This window comes from Winogradskyella sp. UBA3174 (assembly GCF_002364335.1).
Taxonomy (GTDB): Bacteria; Bacteroidota; Bacteroidia; order Flavobacteriales; family Flavobacteriaceae; genus Winogradskyella.
Window position 1 is genome coordinate 1 of record NZ_DEXW01000020.1, and the last position, 15,890, is coordinate 15,890.

A 15,890-nucleotide genomic window follows, 5' to 3' on the forward strand; every position below is an offset into this window, starting at 1 on the left:
TGGTGGAACGCAGGTTACTGCCAAAGCATAAACTCCTGAATTCGTTTGATACCCTTCTACTCTTACGATATATGTTGTTGATCCATCTGATGTGAATGTTAATTCTGATTGTAAACCACAGAAATCATCGTTAGATACTACTGTTGAACCTCCACAAGAATCAAATACAGTTAATATAGTATCAAATGAAGTTCCACATAAACTAACTGTTACTTCTTCTCCATTAGCCGTACCTGCTATTGCGTAGTATACATCTCCAGAAGACTGGCCACCAGTATCGGTAGCACCTGCTGTTGATCCTGTTACTGAATCACCACAAGCTATTGCTTCTGCATTATCACATAAGTCGTTTGATGGTGGACAACCAGAACCAGTTGGTTGAAAAGTATAATCGCAAGCAGCATCAGAATGTTGAACTACTAATGTTATAAAATCACCATCATTATAAGGTCCTGTAATTACTGTTCCAGCAATTATAGGATAAGTGGTTGTTCCATCGTAAACACCTGTACCATCTCCTACTGAGTCAAAGTCAAGATCGATAGTAAACGTACCAGCAACGCAATCTGCATTAACAGCTCCATTAACAAACACTGCTTCTGTACATGTTAATACTGGATTTACAGTACTATTCATATTAAAGGTAGTAGCACCTTCAATATAATCAGTCATGATGATATAATAAGTTGTACCTGCTGTTAATGTTGGTGTTGTTAATGTAAGATCTGCATTAGAAGAACTATTTGTAGCACTAGAGATACAATTTGGTGCAGAATCTGGACAGTTATCAATCACAAAAACACCATACCAATTACTTGTAATGTCAGTAACTGAAATATCTAGAGTTTCCCCAGTTTCGACAGCTGTGTACTCAAACCAGTATTCAAGATCGTTGTAATCAACACTACAAGGGTTAACTTCTGGTGCAGTATTGGAGTCTGAGAAACTTCCTGCTTGACCAGTAGTATCTCCTGCCTGAAGAGTTCCCGGTGTTAATGCTAATGCACTTGTGCAATCAGCTTGTGCATGACCTTGCCAACAAAAGGCAAGCATAACCAATAGTAAAAACTGTGTTATGCCCTTACGACAGGGATGAAACACTTTACTAATTAAGGTTGAAAAATAAAATTTGTTGGATTGGGTGCGGTGCGTTGGTTTTTTAGTCATTGATCGTTGTTGTTGGTTATAATTTATCACAACAAACTCAGACTCAACAGGTTTTAAATGAATAATCAACTAAATGATACTCAATTCTAAAACTGTTATGTTTCGGTAGGAATAGGGCGATAAATTCTGCTATTAATCAATCGCTGCTAAAATGAATTGTTAAAACTATCATAAATAAATCTTAAAAAAAAATGATTTACAAAAAAATCGACGAACTGCAAATTAATTAGTATAACTCACTAGAACGAAGTAGTTTGTGTAATTTTTTAATAAACTGCTTTGAAGAATGCAAGTAACCGTTTATGCCTTTATTAGCATATACTTGACTATTTAACTAACTTCAATTTGACAAAATAAGCCCTTAAAAAGGGCTCCTTTTATTATTAATGGAAATAATTTTGCTTTATTTATAAATTCAAACTACATATTATAAAAAATTTACTTTTTGCCATAAACTTATTTATAAGCTATCACCTTTGGACTCAAAATAAGTTTAAAAACACTACTATTTTTATTGGAGTAGTATGGTCCACAAAGTAAAAAGACAGGTTAAAGTAAGATGCATTCTATCTCAGAAACAGCACTTCAATTAAATAGAATAAGGTGTAACCACTGAAATCCCTGTAAGAGGCTCGGATTAATTAAAACCAAACTAATCCTCTATAGTTAATTTAAAAAAGTCATTAACTGGCTTACCAAAGACATCAGAAAGTTTTAATGCTAAAACTGTAGAAGGCACGTATCTATTAGCTTCAATTGAATTTATAGTTTGCCTAGAAACACCTATTCTCTTAGCCAAATCATCTTGTGTTAAACTTAAAATAGCACGCTCTACTTTTATTGTATTTATCATTATCTGTAACGTTTTAAGTTATGATAAAACATCAGTTGTATCATTAGCATAAATAACAATACCTGAAAATCTCCTAAGTCCTTAAAAGCTTCACCTTCAGAGTGTACCGCATTAGACACACCAAACTCAACATAGGGCATAATTAAAGCATAAATGACACCAACAACAAAAGCAATAGCATAAGACTGTGCTCGTAAACTCATGGTCATCTCATCCTCTATTTTGTCTTTAGACATAGACATGATTAACATACCTACTAATACTATTTTTTGTAATACAAGCTTTAACCATTCAGTATCACCTTCCATAGCAAATGCTCTTACAAACATCATTACAATAGAAAGTAGCACAATGGTAATTCCGATAGCCATAAAGCGGTGTGGTAGTCTAAATTTAATAAGTTTGTGAAACTTATTTCGCTCACAATTCATAATTTTTTCCGTACTCATAATTGACAAGTTTACTTTATATTAAGTAAAAATATTTTTACTATTTGACAAATATACTTTACATATAGATACAAAACAAGTGATTTTGAATAAACTTGAATTTATAAGAATTTTTAACTAGCTTCGTTTAACGTTTAAAAATGAGTTTACAAAGTCAAACAATAAAAAGGATTTCAAAATTGATGGCCTTTTTCTTCATTATAGAAATTCTTCTATGTTGGAAACTATGGTTTCCGATTGACCGCGAATTCCCAATGATGTCAGCTTTTAGCTGGTTAGATTTTTCAATAGGAATACCTGGAGATGGCATTCTTTCATTAGCTATACTTATTTCACTTTTATTTATCTTAATAGATAAGTATAAAAGCTTGGCAATTGTAATAATGGTTAGTTGTCTGTTAGTTACTATACTTGAGGACATTACCAGATTTCAGCCATGGGTTTACATGCAAGGAGCGCTATTAATACTATTAAGCTTTAACAAAAAGGGAAGGGAAAATGCTATACTATCTGGTGCATTATTGATTGTAGCTCTAATCTATATGTGGAGTGGAATTCAGAAACTCAATTTAGGCTTTCTTCGAGATACGTTTCCTTGGCTACTTTCTACCTTTGAATTTAACTTTCAAATAGAACCAGACCAACCACTCACCAGTTTCAACTACTTATTTGCCCTAGTACCACTATTAGAATTCTCAATAGGCTTATTTCTCTTGATTCCCAAAACACGAAAAATTGGCATAATCATAGGATTACTAATGCATTTATTTATAATGCTAAGTCTTGGACCAACTGGACATAATTGGAATTTAATTGTATTGCCATGGAACTTATGCTTAATGCTATTTCTTATTCAATTTTACTCTCAAAAAGAGCCTATAAAAATCACTGAAGGCATTAAATCATTTAAGCTCAATTACATCATTTTAATCTTGTTTGGCATTATGCCTGCCTTAAATTTTATAGGGTATTGGGATAATACACTATCTGGTTCTATGTACTCTGGCACACACAGTGATGTGGCATTTTATTTTGACTCTGATAGTGAAACAGACCTGCCAAAATTCAGAAAGGCTGGAACTACCGTAGTAGAAAACGACGATTCAGATTATTCAACTTCAAAAACTTGGCTTACCTATTGGAGTGTTTATGATATTAAAGTCCCACCCTATCCAGCCCATCGTTATTACAAAAGGTTCGGGGAAAAACTTTGTGAAGTCAGTAAAAATCATCTAAAAACTGGAATTGAAATAACTACAAGAGCTAAATTTAATGGGACTCCATCTGTTACCAAATGCAGCTGCTTAGAACTTTTAGGCCATGATGATTAAAAAAGCTTTTATTTCATCTCTATTTTAGTGATTTGGTATAAACTTGACTTTGTAAGAAAAATTAACTAGATTCGTTTAACGTTGAATATAAAATACTTGCGCAGAACTTATCAAAGTATTGCCATACTTGTAAATCTGATAGCCTTGCCAGTAAAAGGAAAAAACAACAAGAAATCATCCTTTTAATATTGAAATTTTACTTGACTATGAATCTGTTTTAATATTTATAATGGATGAGTCTAAAATAGATTCAAAACAAACTGAAAAAATTCAAAAACTTAGAATTGTAAAGAATTAATAAAGATACTTTATGGACGATTTAGACAGACGTATTACAATCATTGTTTATGCCGATATTGTAGGGTATACTTCCATGATGCAAAAAAGCGAGCAACTAGCATTATTAAAACTCAAGCATTTTGAGGATGCTATCGAAAAGGAGACGAAAAAACATAACGGCGAAGTCGTAAAAGCATATGGAGATGGATGCTTAATTCTTTTTACAAGCGCAGTGAGTGCCGTTAAATGTGCAAAAAGTATTCAAAAAAAATTAAGACAGCAGCCATATGTGCCGCTGCGTATTGGCATTCATGTTGGTGAAATTATACGCAAAGACCATGATGTCTTTGGGGATGGTGTTAATATTGCTTCTCGCATAGAATCAATGGGTACTGCAAATTCCATTTTGATCAGTTCAGATATTTATTTTCAGATAAAGAATCATCCAGAATTTAAAACGGTTAAGATGGGTGAATTCTCATTTAAAAACATTGAAAGAGATATTACACTCTATGCGATATCAAATAAAGGACTTACCGTGCCTATAATAGGAGACATGAAGGGGAAAGGGACCTTGAATAGTAGTCTACCTGTATTCTTGAAAAAAAACTTGAAATCAATTTTGATTCCTTTGTTATTCGTTTTAGGAGTTACTTTTATATACTGGATTTATAGTGAAAAATCCCTAAATAACACAACTGACAATCAACCAGAATCTGGACTAGTATTTGCATCAAAGATCGAAGCAAATGGTCTAGCTATTAACCCTGGAACTTCATTTTCTCAAGACATAACTAACTTATATGCTGTCTTTCGCTCAGATATGACACCTCCTGGAATGGTCGTGAATGTCGATAGCATTACTGACGGTGCTTATTATGCTTATTTAAAGCTCAAAGAACCGTCGTCTTTATCCGAATTCGGGTGGCAGTGGTATCGAGAAAGTAACGGTGAAAAAATAGTCGATTATCAGCCACCAACAAAGGGGCATAAAACTTTATGGTTACAACGGTATGGTAACAATGGTAAACGTGTATTTAATGAATTTGGACCTGGCACCTATACTATTATGGTTCTCCTTGATGGAAATCCCGCATTGAGTTCAGAATTAACAATTACACCTTCAGCGAAGACACCTGAATAAGAGACCATAAAGGTTCATAGATACTTTTTATTTTATTGATATCTAAGGATTAATTACTTTTGGGTTTCGTATTTAATAGTCCTATTATTATTATTATTATTATTAGGGTTGTCTTAAACTGAAGTAACGAAGTACTAATAGGCCTAGGTTGAAAGTCATTTAATTAACTTTGAGTATTTAAAAAACTTGCCTAGCTTAATACTTTAAAAAGAAGAAAATTAAAAGATTAGAAGCAACACCTTGCATAGTTTTTTTCTAGTTCTGGCCTACTTATGAAAATTGCGGAGTTAGTATGTGCTCGAATTTTCTATTTGTAATTTGTTGCTTATACACGCAACGAATCATATAACAAACGTTCTACGAAAGTGAATAAATTTTAACGATTCTTCTCCTCTATCCACTTACTCATATACTTAGTACTTTGGAGTGTTTGGTGCTGTAATAGATTGCCTATAAAGTTATTCTGACGCTGCATTTTCAGATTAGAATTAATCTCAGATATTTTATTAGAAAATTCAGATTCAAAAGCTTTTTTATTAAAACGTTCATTTAAAACTTTAAAGCCATTTAATTGACTTTGATTCCAGCTTTCAGAATCATTATATAGTTCAATAGCTTTTTTAGCAAAAATATCAGGATTATTTTCAATAAATCCATTAGGGTTTAACTCACCAAACATTCCTTCTGCAGCAATAGTAGACATTACACAGGGTGTTCCGTTTTGCATAGCATCTACTAATTTCCCCTTTAGACCTGCACCAAAGCGTAAAGGTGCTAAGCATACTTTTACATTTTGCATAACTTCATTTACATCTTCTGCAAAACCTTTTATAAAAAAACCTTCTTTTTTATTAGTTAACTGCGTTACTTTTTGAGACTCATAAGCACCAAAAATGTAAAATTCAGCTTTTGGTAATTGTTTTCTTACTAGTGGCCAAATCTTTTGTTTCAAATAGAGAACAGCATCGTAATTTGGTGCGTGTAAAAAATTACCGATAGTTATAAAGTTTTCACGTTCTTTAAAACTCGGCAATTGTTTAATTTCAATCTCTGCAATAGGATTTAATAAAAAAGGTAAATAGTAAAGTAAGCTTCCATCTATTTTAAACTGCTGAATTAGAATTTCAATTTCAGCTTCAGAAATCATTAAACTTAAATCACTACGAAAGATACTTGCTATTTCGCGCTTAGTAATATCATTCTGTAAATGCGCAATAGAAACATCCGTGTTTTCTTTTAAAGCCATTTGCCTAGCTTTTCTTAAGCCATGAAAATCTTCTGTATCTAAAACCCTTAAAGCATCAGGACATTGCTCTGCAACACGCCAGCCGTATTGTTCTTCGGTCATAAACCTGTCAAACAACACAATATTTGGATTTAATTCAGAAATAAATGCATCAAAAGAAGCATCATTTAAAAGAATGTTTTCTGTTTTTACTGCTATGCAAGATAAATCGAATGTATTTTTAGACGTCTTAGCAGCACATGCAAACGTAACCTCGTAATCTTGATTTTGAAATTGCGCTATTATTTGAAGTATTCTAACACCAGCGGCAGAGCTTTTAGGCTCTGGCCAAACAAAACCTATAACTAATAATTTTTTATGCATAAAAAATTCTAAATCTCAAATTCTAAATCCCAAAACCCAAAACTTAAGATTAGATTTTGAGATTTAGAATTTGATTTTTTTGTTTATTGTGGTTCTTTTAAAAACACGTACTTAACACGTGTTGTATTAACCCAAGCAACTATAGCATCTATTTGCGCTTGCGATAAATCTGCATCATCATGCGTCCAAGTATAACTTGGTAATGGCATTTCTTTTTCACCAACCTCTTCAGCTAACTCGTCTAATTTATGATCTTTTTTCTTGTCTGAATATTCAGTCCATTTTGAGGCATTAAAATGTTTTTTACCATCTTTAACATGCGATTCTAACCAATAATTAACTGGTGTAATATTATTGTACCAAGGATAAGTTGTATGATCACTGTGGCAATCAAAACAAGAGCCTTCTAAAATAGCTTTGACATCTTCAGGCGGATTTGTATCTACTAAAAATGCCTTTACGGAGGTTATATCTCCTTCATTTCTATCTGGCCCAAAAAATTGAGCAATTATAAATACAACTAATAGTATAAGTCCAATTTTTTTAAGCAATTTTTTCATCATAGTATTTTTACTAATTTAGAAGCGTTAAATTAAGAAACGTTTTGACAAAAGATCAACTTTATAAAGAATTAAATTACGTTAATCATTCGCGAGAAAAACGATTGCATTATGCCTATCTAGTTATTGATAACCCAAAATTAATAGAACCGTTATTAGAGATTTTGTTTGATGTGGATGATAAAATATCATGCAGAGCAGCTTGGGTATTTGAATTTATGTGTGGTCAAAAATTAGAAGCTGTCATTCCGCATTTAGATAATTTCACTAAAAACATGTCTAAAGTGCATTTAGATTCTGCCGTAAGACCAGTGGCTAAAGTTTGCGAATATATTATTAAAGCGTATTACTCAAAAATTGAAAATAAAATTCAATCTCACTTATCTCAAAGTCACAAAGAAGAAATTATAGAAGCTTGCTTTGATTGGATGATTAATGATGAAAAGATTGCTCCTAAGGCCTATGCAATGAACACATTGTTTTTACTTGGCAAAGGTATTGACTGGATTCACCCAGAATTAATCCTTATTTTAGAACGCGATTTTCAAATACAAAGTTCAGGATTTAAGGCAAGAGCACGGCATATTTTGAAGAAGATAAAATAAAGTTATAAGATCAGAATAACGAAACAAAAACTTATAACGTCTCACTTTATTCTTCTAACTTACTTCCCTATCTTTGAGGCTTCAAAAATTTATATATAAATGGCACTCTCACCACTTAGCGCAATTTCACCAATAGACGGTCGGTACAGATCTAAAGTAGACGCTTTAGGCAACTATTTTTCTGAAGAAGCATTGATTAAATATCGTGTTTTAGTAGAGATTGAATACTTTATTGCTTTATGCGAATTACCATTGCCTCAATTAGAATCGGTTTCAAGTTCAGTTTTCGATGATTTAAGAAACATTTATAAAAATTTCACAACGATTGATGCCTCTGCGATAAAAGCCATAGAAAAAGTCACCAATCACGATGTTAAGGCTGTTGAGTATTTTATTAAAGAAAAATTTGATGGACTAGGCTTATCTAACCATAAGGAATTTATTCATTTTGGTTTAACCTCTCAAGACATAAACAACACTGCTATTCCTTTAAGTATTAAGGACGCAATGAATGATGTTTACGTCCCAGAATACTTTACACTATTAGAAAAAATAGAAACTCTAGCAAAAGATTGGGCAGACATACCAATGTTAGCAAGAACGCACGGTCAACCAGCTTCACCTACACGTTTAGGAAAAGAGATTGATGTTTTTGCAGTACGCCTAAAAGAACAATTTAACTTATTAAACGATGTGCCAAGTGCAGCAAAGTTTGGTGGAGCAACTGGTAATTTTAATGCTCATAAAGTAGCATACCCTAATGTAGATTGGAAAGCGTTCGGAACACAATTTGTACAAGAAAAACTAGGATTACAACATTCTTTCCCAACGACTCAGATAGAGCATTACGATCATATGGCTGCTTTGTTTGATGCTTTAAAACGAATCAACACAATTCTTATTGATTTAAACAGAGACATTTGGACATATGTTTCTATGGATTATTTTAAACAAAAAATTAAAGCTGGTGAAGTTGGCAGTTCTGCTATGCCACATAAAGTAAACCCAATAGATTTTGAAAATAGTGAAGGTAATTTAGGTTTAGCGAATGCTATTTTTGAACACTTATCTGCTAAATTACCAATATCTAGATTGCAACGCGATTTAACTGATAGTACGGTTTTAAGAAACGTTGGTGTGCCTTTTGGACATACACTTATTGCATTTAAGTCTACAGTAAAAGGTTTAGGTAAGTTGTTACTAAATAGAGCCAAGTTTGCTCAAGACCTAGAAAACAACTGGGCAGTAGTTGCAGAAGCGATACAAACCATATTAAGAAGAGAAAGTTACCCAAATCCTTATGAAGCTTTAAAAGGATTAACTAGGACTAATGAAGCCATAACTCAAAGTTCAATTTCTAACTTCATTGATACTTTAGAAGTTTCTGATGCTATTAAGCAAGAGCTTAAAGCAATTACACCTGCAAATTATACAGGGATATGAAATTAATCCCAATAAATAAAGATACAATACCTTTAATATTAGCTACGGTTATAGTGTTTGGTTTTTTTATTGGAGGTATGTTTGAAGTGCTAGACTATTTTATAGTTAAGGCGGTTTTAATTCTTAGCTTTTGCTCTCTTTTTGGACTTGCATTATTTTTTGCTGCAAAAAATAATGCTAAAAAAAATCATCCTGAAGATATTCCCCAAGACGATTCGCATTAACATTTAAATAAAGTTGTCAGTTTATTTAAAAAAATCTTTCAATCCATTAAGTTGAGAATCCTCATATTCAAAGTCTTTTAAGACCGTGCTTAATGATATTAGTTTTGCGGCATTCATATTATCACCAAGTATTCTTGCAATAAGAAATCCATTATCTTTAGAATTACCGAAAACAATTAGCTCATCTACACTTTCTATATCACCTAGAAACTTAATCACAAATTTTCCGTCAGCACCACTTCCCCCTCGCATCAATTCTTCATATTTAGGATCTTTAAGAATTAACTTTATTTTTTCTAATTCTAAAAGATATTCTGGCATATTAGATTCTCCTAGTGTATAAGCTAAGACGTTTAGCTTATCTACAGATTTGTATGCTTCACGCTGTTCATCTGTCATCTCAACATCTTCTACGTTGATTAAACTCGTAGGTGCATCAAATGACATAAAACCAGGTTTTAATTCATTATCTACATAATAGGTTTGCAATGTTGGTCCTTGGTTACAACTTGTAAAAGCCGTAACCAAAAACAACACTACCATTGATTTTTTGATTGATTGTATCATGGGTTATTATTAGTTTTTCTTTTTGTCACCAGCTTTCTTAAGCTGATCACCTCCAGGAATATTCATTTGACTTGTTAATTTAGAAATCTGTCTTAAATCAATATCGCCTGTTAATGTCATTACCACTGTTTCAAAATCACGCTTTTCACCATTAATTTCAATGTTTTGACCTTTAGTCATTTCACTAAGACCTGTAATAACCATTAATAATTCCTTTACATGGTTCTCATCTTTCCCTTCTTTTACATAGAATTTAACAGTTTGCTCACCGTCCTTAATACGCATTAACTCTTCTAATGAAGACGATCTTAAATATTTTGCTACTGTAGCATTCATATCTGCAGAAACTTTAGCATCGCCAGTCGTAAATACCTTAAAACCTGTTACATTATTTGCCATATCTACGTAGCCTTTAGCTTCAGGATCATCAATATCCATTCCCATAGTTGCCAACATTTTAAACATTTTTTGATTTAAGACAATCGAAGCTACTTCCTCATTATCTTCAAATTTATCAAATACACTTTGGCTAAATACTGTTAGTGACATTAGCATTACTGCTACTATAATTGTTGCTTTTTTCATAATTTCTTGTTTTTAATTTTTTAATAATCTGTTTGTTATTTCACTGAATTCGGTAATGTGGCTTGCTTTTTCTAAACCAATATTAAAGTTTTCTGAAGCTAAACTCAAAGTTCCAAAACTTGAAGCTCCTTCATTAAATGTATTAGATAGCATTGCTAAAGCATGTTTTGTTTCTAAGTACATTTTTTGTTCCTCTGGTGTATATTCTGCCAGAGTTTTTATCTCACTACCCCAATTGGGAATAAAGAAACCAACCATTAGAACGGCAACAGCTGCGACAGAAATCCACTGATATAATCTAGTTTTATTAGTGTTTAATGGAACGTCTTTGGTATACTGTTCTTTTTGCGATTGCGAAAAGTATTGAAACATTGGTCTGTAATGCTCTAAGTGAGCATCTACGTTCTCACTTTCAAAATAAGCTCTTAACTCAGCTTCTTCTTTTAGTGACGTCTCAGCATTGTCGTACTTTTCTAGTAATTTCTCTATATTATTTAACACCATAACTATGTGTATTATTTAGTTTTTGTCTTATTGTTTTTCGTGCTCTAGATAAATTAACTCTTATGGCTGTTTCATTCATATCTAGCATTTTTGCTATTTCAGAAAAATCATACTGCTCAATATCTCTTAGTTGCACTATTATTTTTTGTTGTTCTGGTAAGTCTTCCATTATTTTAGAAACCCAACCCATGCTATCTCTAGCTTCTAATTGTTTTTGTAATGACGAATTGTTATCCGTATAATTACTGTGAACAATTTTTAAATTCTGAGCTTGTTTTGATTTTAAACGATCTAAACAAAAATTCTTTGTCATTGTCATAGAAAACGCTTCTACATTTTTATACTCAACAATCTTTTCTTTATTCTTCCATAATTTTAAAAGTATTTCTTGCGTGGCATCTTCAGCTTCTTCACGAGATACGAGTAACCGTTTTGCTAAACGGAACACTTTATCCTTAAATGGCATTATTAAGCTTACAAAATCGGCCTGCTTCATTACTTTTTGGTTGATTGGTGAATTCAATATTACTTGCCTTCATAATTACGACGAGACACTTTACATTTTGTTACAAAGTTTTTTTATTTCATAATATTGTAAGTAAATTTAGAGTTTTACAAACTATAGTAAAACACTGCTACGTTTAAAAAGAAAGAAAAGATGAAAAAAATTAAGATAATACCCCTAGTATTTGCTGTTACACTAACCTTTACAAGTTGTTTTGAGGACTTAGATGATAATTTAATTACTACATCAGAAATTAATGATTTTGTTTGGAAAGGCATGAATACTGTCTATTTATATAAGGCTGTAGCTACAGATTTAAATAATAATGATAATAATAATTCTAGATTTTCTTCTAATGAAGAATACACATCCTATTTAGGAGGTTTTAGTGCACCTGAAGATTTATTTCAATCTCTTTTATATCTACCTAATTCTGTTGATAAATTTAGTAGAATCACCGATAATTATTTTAATTTACAAAACCAACAACAAGGCACTAGTTTAAGTAATGGTATTGAATTTAATTTATATAGAGTATCAATAGACAGCGATGAAGTTTTCGGTGCAATTACGTTAGTCTTAAATAATAGTGTTGCTGATAACTTAGGAGTACAGCGTGGGCAAATTTTTAGAGCTGTTAATGACCAGCCACTTAATATAAGTAATGTTGGTGATTTACTCACAACAGACTCTTACACTTTAAATTTTGCCGATTATGATGATAACGACACCTTAGAATCAGAAGATGATACCATAACATTAAATGGAGAAAGCACAACTTTAACAAAAGCGCCTTATACTGAGAACCCTATACACATTGCGCAGACTATAAATCTTGGTTTTGACAAGGTCGGTTATTTAATGTACAATAGTTTTAATAACAATTTTAATGATGCCTTAAATGATGCTTTTGTAAATTTTCAAGCGGAAGGAGTAAATGAATTGGTTATTGATTTAAGGTATAATGGAGGAGGCTCTGTACAAACCGCAGCCTATTTGGGGAGTATGGTTACCGGACAATTTACAGGTGATATCTATTCTAAATTATTTTACAACGAAAACTTACAAAGTAATAATAGAGACTTTCGATTTGAAAACTCAATAGAAGGAAGTGGACCTATAAATAGTCTTAATTTATCTAAAGTATATATCCTTACAACAAACCTAAGAACGGCATCTGCTAGTGAATTACTCATTAATAGCTTGGCACCTTATATAGAGGTTGTCGTTATTGGAGAAAACACTGTTGGTAAAACACAAGCTTCTATTACCGTTTATGATTCAGCTAATTTATTATTTGAAAATGTAAACCCAAATCATTCGTATGCTATGCAACCTTTAGTAGCAAACTCTGTTAATGTAAATGATCTGTTAGTACCATCTAATGGATTGGCTCCAACTTTTGAGATTACAGAATCTCCTAGCACTTTGAGAACTCTAGGTGCTATTGATGAGCCTTTATTAGAAATTGCGTTATTTGATATATTAATGTCTGGCAGACCCTCACCTCAAATCATTCAAATTCAGAATTTAATAGGTAGTAATTTAATCTCATCTTTTGAACAAGATATGTATATAGATTAATACAAAAAGCCGCTCAATGAGCGGCTTTTTTATTTTTTACTTTAAGAATTTATAGATTTAAATTAAATCCTAGATTAACTCCTCGTCCGCGAGTTGCAAAACCAAATAATTCTTGAAAGTCTTCATTAAAGATGTTTGTAACGTTTGCAAAAACAGTCATCTTACTATTTAAAATCTTATGGCTGATATAAAAATCTAAAAGCCCATAAGAATCTAGAGTAACTGCATCATTTGCAAATGTTGCATTATTAAAGACCACATCCTGTCTATCGCCATTATATTGATAAGAAAGACTCATTTGTGTAGATTGAAAAACCTTGTAATCTAAACGGGTGTTAACTATGATTTCTGGAATTCTTAAGCTTAAATCTTCATCTAAAGACGTATAAGTGGCATTTAAATTAAGATCTAGGTCTTTAGTGATTTTTGCTTGAGCTACAAACTCTAAACCACTAGCCGTAAAAGACTGATCTATATTTTGATATTGAAATACAAACCCGCCTGTATCTACAAAATCAATAAAATTCTCTTCATTTCTATTAAAATAGACTAAGCTAAATGTTGCGTTATCTTTTATAGAAACCTCTGCACCCACTTCTATCGTCTGATTCTCTTCTGGATCTAAATCCGCATTTCCAAAACTTGGCTCAAACAACTGAAATAATGATGGTGTAATAAATGCTGTGCTATAACTAGCTAAACCTTTAACATAACCGAAATCTAAATCTACTGTATAAGACGGGTTTAAACTATACACTAAATGACTGCCATATTCACTGTGGTTGTTTAAACGTAAACCTGCATTAACATTCAACCCAAAATCTGAAACATAAACAACATTAGCATAAGGATCTGTTATGGTGAATTGTGCTGTTTCTGGGTTAATAGTTTGGCTAAAATCAGTTGCGCCAAAAGGAATTGAAAAACTTTCCATTTGGTTATCTTGAAAATTAACACCTAAAACCGTATAAAATTTATCACTAAAATTATAACGGTTAAAAGCGTCTACAATGATACTTTCTGCATTAAATAAAGAAGGAAAACTAGATTCAATCTCACGCTCAACATTATTATAAGCTGCATTTACAGTGATACTTCCTTTATTATACTTAAATTCTGGTGACACACCTATTCTGTATTGCTTAGAATTAGAAACATTATCTGCATCCATCATTCCAAAACTATCATCAAAATCTGCTTTGTATCTATCAAAACTAACATACGTATTCAACTTAAACGTATTGCTAAATTTATAACCCAACTTTACATTTCCGTTATAGCTATTAAAAGCATCAGATTCTGTACCACCTTCAATTGCAGATAAACCATCTGTATATTGTTGACCAAAACTAGCTAAATAATTAAATTTACCTAGACTACCGTTTACAGCTATACTATTCCTAAAGTCTTCAATAGCATAAGCATCTTCGTCTGAAGATTGATTCGTACCAAGTGTACTTCTTAGATTTAAGTTAAAGGCTTTTTTAGAGGCTTCTTTCAGCTTAATATTGATTACAGCAGTTGCTGCACCTGTTCCATAAAGTGTACTCGATGCCCCTTTTAGAATTTCAATAGATTCAACTTGGTCGGCATTTAATAAACGTAAATCGTAATCATTTGCAATTTGAGACGGATCTGTAACTTGCACACCATCAATAAGGATTAAGACTTGGCGATTACGTCCTCCTCTTACAAAATAACTTAAATTCTGACCTGCATTACTGCGCACACCATTCACTTCTACACCAGCAGTTCTGCCAATAATTTCAGCAATAGATTGTCCTTGCAGCTTTTCTAAATCTTGTGAAGTGATTTTGGTAATAATCTTACCAGAATTTTCACGTTTTAGCGCAAAACGAGAATCCGTAACTACAACTTCTTCTAATTTTTCAACTTTTGTGGAATCGGTCTGTGTTTGTGCAGCACCAATAGATAACACACCTGTAAAAAGCATGCTACAAAACAGTTTTGTTTTGTTCATTTTAATTTTTAATTACTCGAGAGAACACACATAATTTGTATGTAAACTTTTATCCCGAAAGTTTGACTTCTATGTTGAAATTGGCAGGTCTCCTGACTTGCGTCCTGTTATTGGTCTTCCCAGATAAATATCCAGTGACATTGAAGGTAATAACAGGCTTTATAGCTTACAGTTGCGGGAACAGTTCTGGATTAGATAATTAGTATCGCACCAGATTCCCTTTTAATCTATTCGGTAAAACGAATAGAACCTAATTTCGGCGCGAAAGTAACTTTAAAAGCTGAAACAATTACTTTTTCTAGTTCATTTTATAGATAAGATAAATGAAACCCATTAAAAAATAGGCAATGATTATTCCTGCAACGATATATAGTGTTAAATTTGAATCGTCCTTCATAGTTGTCGTTTTAACAAAAATAGCAACTCAGTAAAAGAATATTAGTCACGAAGGTTACATAAGAACCGAGCATGTTCAAAATTTTATCGCCCACAGGTATGAT

16 protein-coding genes and 1 riboswitch are annotated in these 15,890 nt (G+C 32.3%); of the genes, 6 read left to right on the top strand and 10 right to left on the bottom strand.

Going from position 1 to position 15,890, the window contains the following annotated elements:
• From B2U95_RS02070 to B2U95_RS02080, 3 genes are all read right to left on the bottom strand, one after another.
• Positions 1 to 1,053 (bottom strand): hypothetical protein (locus B2U95_RS02070; RefSeq protein ID WP_296312091.1); only part of this gene is annotated, 1,053 nt, incomplete at its 3' end.
• A gap of 766 nt (positions 1,054 to 1,819) precedes the next feature.
• Positions 1,820 to 2,020, bottom strand: coding sequence for a helix-turn-helix transcriptional regulator (locus tag B2U95_RS02075; protein ID WP_296312093.1), 201 nt, complete (start codon positions 2,018 to 2,020; stop codon positions 1,820 to 1,822).
• Positions 2,020 to 2,469 (bottom strand): hypothetical protein, encoded by a 450-nt coding sequence (locus B2U95_RS02080; protein WP_296312096.1) that lies wholly within the window; start codon positions 2,467 to 2,469, stop codon positions 2,020 to 2,022. The genes B2U95_RS02075 and B2U95_RS02080 overlap by 1 nt, the downstream gene beginning before the upstream one ends.
• Before the next feature lie 140 nt (positions 2,470 to 2,609).
• Between B2U95_RS02080 and B2U95_RS02085 the strand changes: the two genes are divergently transcribed.
• Positions 2,610 to 3,800, top strand: coding sequence for a hypothetical protein (locus B2U95_RS02085; protein ID WP_296312100.1), 1,191 nt, complete (start codon positions 2,610 to 2,612; stop codon positions 3,798 to 3,800).
• A 310-nt stretch (positions 3,801 to 4,110) separates the two neighbouring features.
• Complete coding sequence (locus B2U95_RS02090; RefSeq protein WP_296312104.1) at positions 4,111 to 5,223, top strand: adenylate/guanylate cyclase domain-containing protein; 1,113 nt, start codon at positions 4,111 to 4,113, stop codon at positions 5,221 to 5,223.
• Positions 5,224 to 5,599: 376 nt separating this feature from the next.
• Here B2U95_RS02090 and B2U95_RS02095 read toward each other — a convergent pair whose 3' ends face one another.
• Both B2U95_RS02095 and B2U95_RS02100 read right to left on the bottom strand, forming a co-directional pair.
• Positions 5,600 to 6,832, bottom strand: a complete 1,233-nt coding sequence (locus tag B2U95_RS02095; protein ID WP_296312109.1) for a glycosyltransferase — start codon at positions 6,830 to 6,832, stop codon at positions 5,600 to 5,602.
• Between the two features lie 83 nt (positions 6,833 to 6,915).
• The gene (locus B2U95_RS02100) at positions 6,916 to 7,395 is read right to left on the bottom strand and encodes a heme-binding domain-containing protein (RefSeq protein WP_296312113.1); all 480 of its coding nucleotides are present in this window, start codon (positions 7,393 to 7,395) and stop codon (positions 6,916 to 6,918) included.
• A gap of 41 nt (positions 7,396 to 7,436) precedes the next feature.
• Between B2U95_RS02100 and B2U95_RS02105 the strand changes: the two genes are divergently transcribed.
• The 3 genes from B2U95_RS02105 (at position 7,437) to B2U95_RS02115 (ending at position 9,664) form a co-directional block, all read left to right on the top strand.
• Entirely contained in the window at positions 7,437 to 7,997 is a 561-nt protein-coding gene (locus tag B2U95_RS02105) for an adenylosuccinate lyase (protein ID WP_296312117.1), read from the top strand.
• Between the two features lie 99 nt (positions 7,998 to 8,096).
• Positions 8,097 to 9,440, top strand: coding sequence for an adenylosuccinate lyase (purB, locus tag B2U95_RS02110; RefSeq protein WP_296312123.1), 1,344 nt, complete (start codon positions 8,097 to 8,099; stop codon positions 9,438 to 9,440).
• Positions 9,437 to 9,664, top strand: a complete 228-nt coding sequence (locus B2U95_RS02115) for a hypothetical protein (RefSeq protein WP_296312126.1) — start codon at positions 9,437 to 9,439, stop codon at positions 9,662 to 9,664. The genes purB and B2U95_RS02115 overlap by 4 nt, the downstream gene beginning before the upstream one ends.
• 21 nt (positions 9,665 to 9,685) lie before the next feature.
• On the opposite strand, the gene B2U95_RS02120 is transcribed toward B2U95_RS02115, so the two are convergent.
• From B2U95_RS02120 to B2U95_RS02135, 4 genes are read right to left on the bottom strand one after another with little or no spacing between them, the layout of a single operon-like run.
• Positions 9,686 to 10,231 carry a DUF4252 domain-containing protein gene (locus B2U95_RS02120; protein ID WP_296312130.1) on the bottom strand — a complete coding sequence of 182 codons (546 nt, stop codon included), beginning with the start codon at positions 10,229 to 10,231 and terminating at the stop codon, positions 9,686 to 9,688.
• A 9-nt stretch (positions 10,232 to 10,240) separates the two neighbouring features.
• The gene (locus tag B2U95_RS02125) at positions 10,241 to 10,816 is read right to left on the bottom strand and encodes a DUF4252 domain-containing protein (RefSeq protein ID WP_296312133.1); all 576 of its coding nucleotides are present in this window, start codon (positions 10,814 to 10,816) and stop codon (positions 10,241 to 10,243) included.
• A 12-nt stretch (positions 10,817 to 10,828) separates the two neighbouring features.
• Positions 10,829 to 11,320 (bottom strand): hypothetical protein, encoded by a 492-nt coding sequence (locus tag B2U95_RS02130; RefSeq protein WP_296312135.1) that lies wholly within the window; start codon positions 11,318 to 11,320, stop codon positions 10,829 to 10,831.
• Positions 11,307 to 11,816: an RNA polymerase sigma factor gene (locus tag B2U95_RS02135; protein WP_296312138.1), complete on the bottom strand. Its 510-nt coding sequence runs from the start codon at positions 11,814 to 11,816 to the stop codon at positions 11,307 to 11,309. Before B2U95_RS02135 ends, B2U95_RS02130 begins: the two co-directional genes overlap by 14 nt.
• Positions 11,817 to 11,978: 162 nt before the next feature.
• Between B2U95_RS02135 and B2U95_RS02140 the strand changes: the two genes are divergently transcribed.
• The gene (locus tag B2U95_RS02140) at positions 11,979 to 13,409 is read left to right on the top strand and encodes a S41 family peptidase (protein ID WP_296312140.1); all 1,431 of its coding nucleotides are present in this window, start codon (positions 11,979 to 11,981) and stop codon (positions 13,407 to 13,409) included.
• Positions 13,410 to 13,458: 49 nt separating this feature from the next.
• On the opposite strand, the gene B2U95_RS02145 is transcribed toward B2U95_RS02140, so the two are convergent.
• On the bottom strand, positions 13,459 to 15,390 hold the full coding sequence (locus B2U95_RS02145) for a TonB-dependent receptor plug domain-containing protein (protein WP_296312142.1): 1,932 nt from the start codon (positions 15,388 to 15,390) through the stop codon (positions 13,459 to 13,461).
• Positions 15,391 to 15,455: 65 nt separating this feature from the next.
• A riboswitch (cobalamin riboswitch) is annotated at positions 15,456 to 15,660 on the bottom strand.
• Between the last annotated feature and the right edge of the window lie 230 nt (positions 15,661 to 15,890).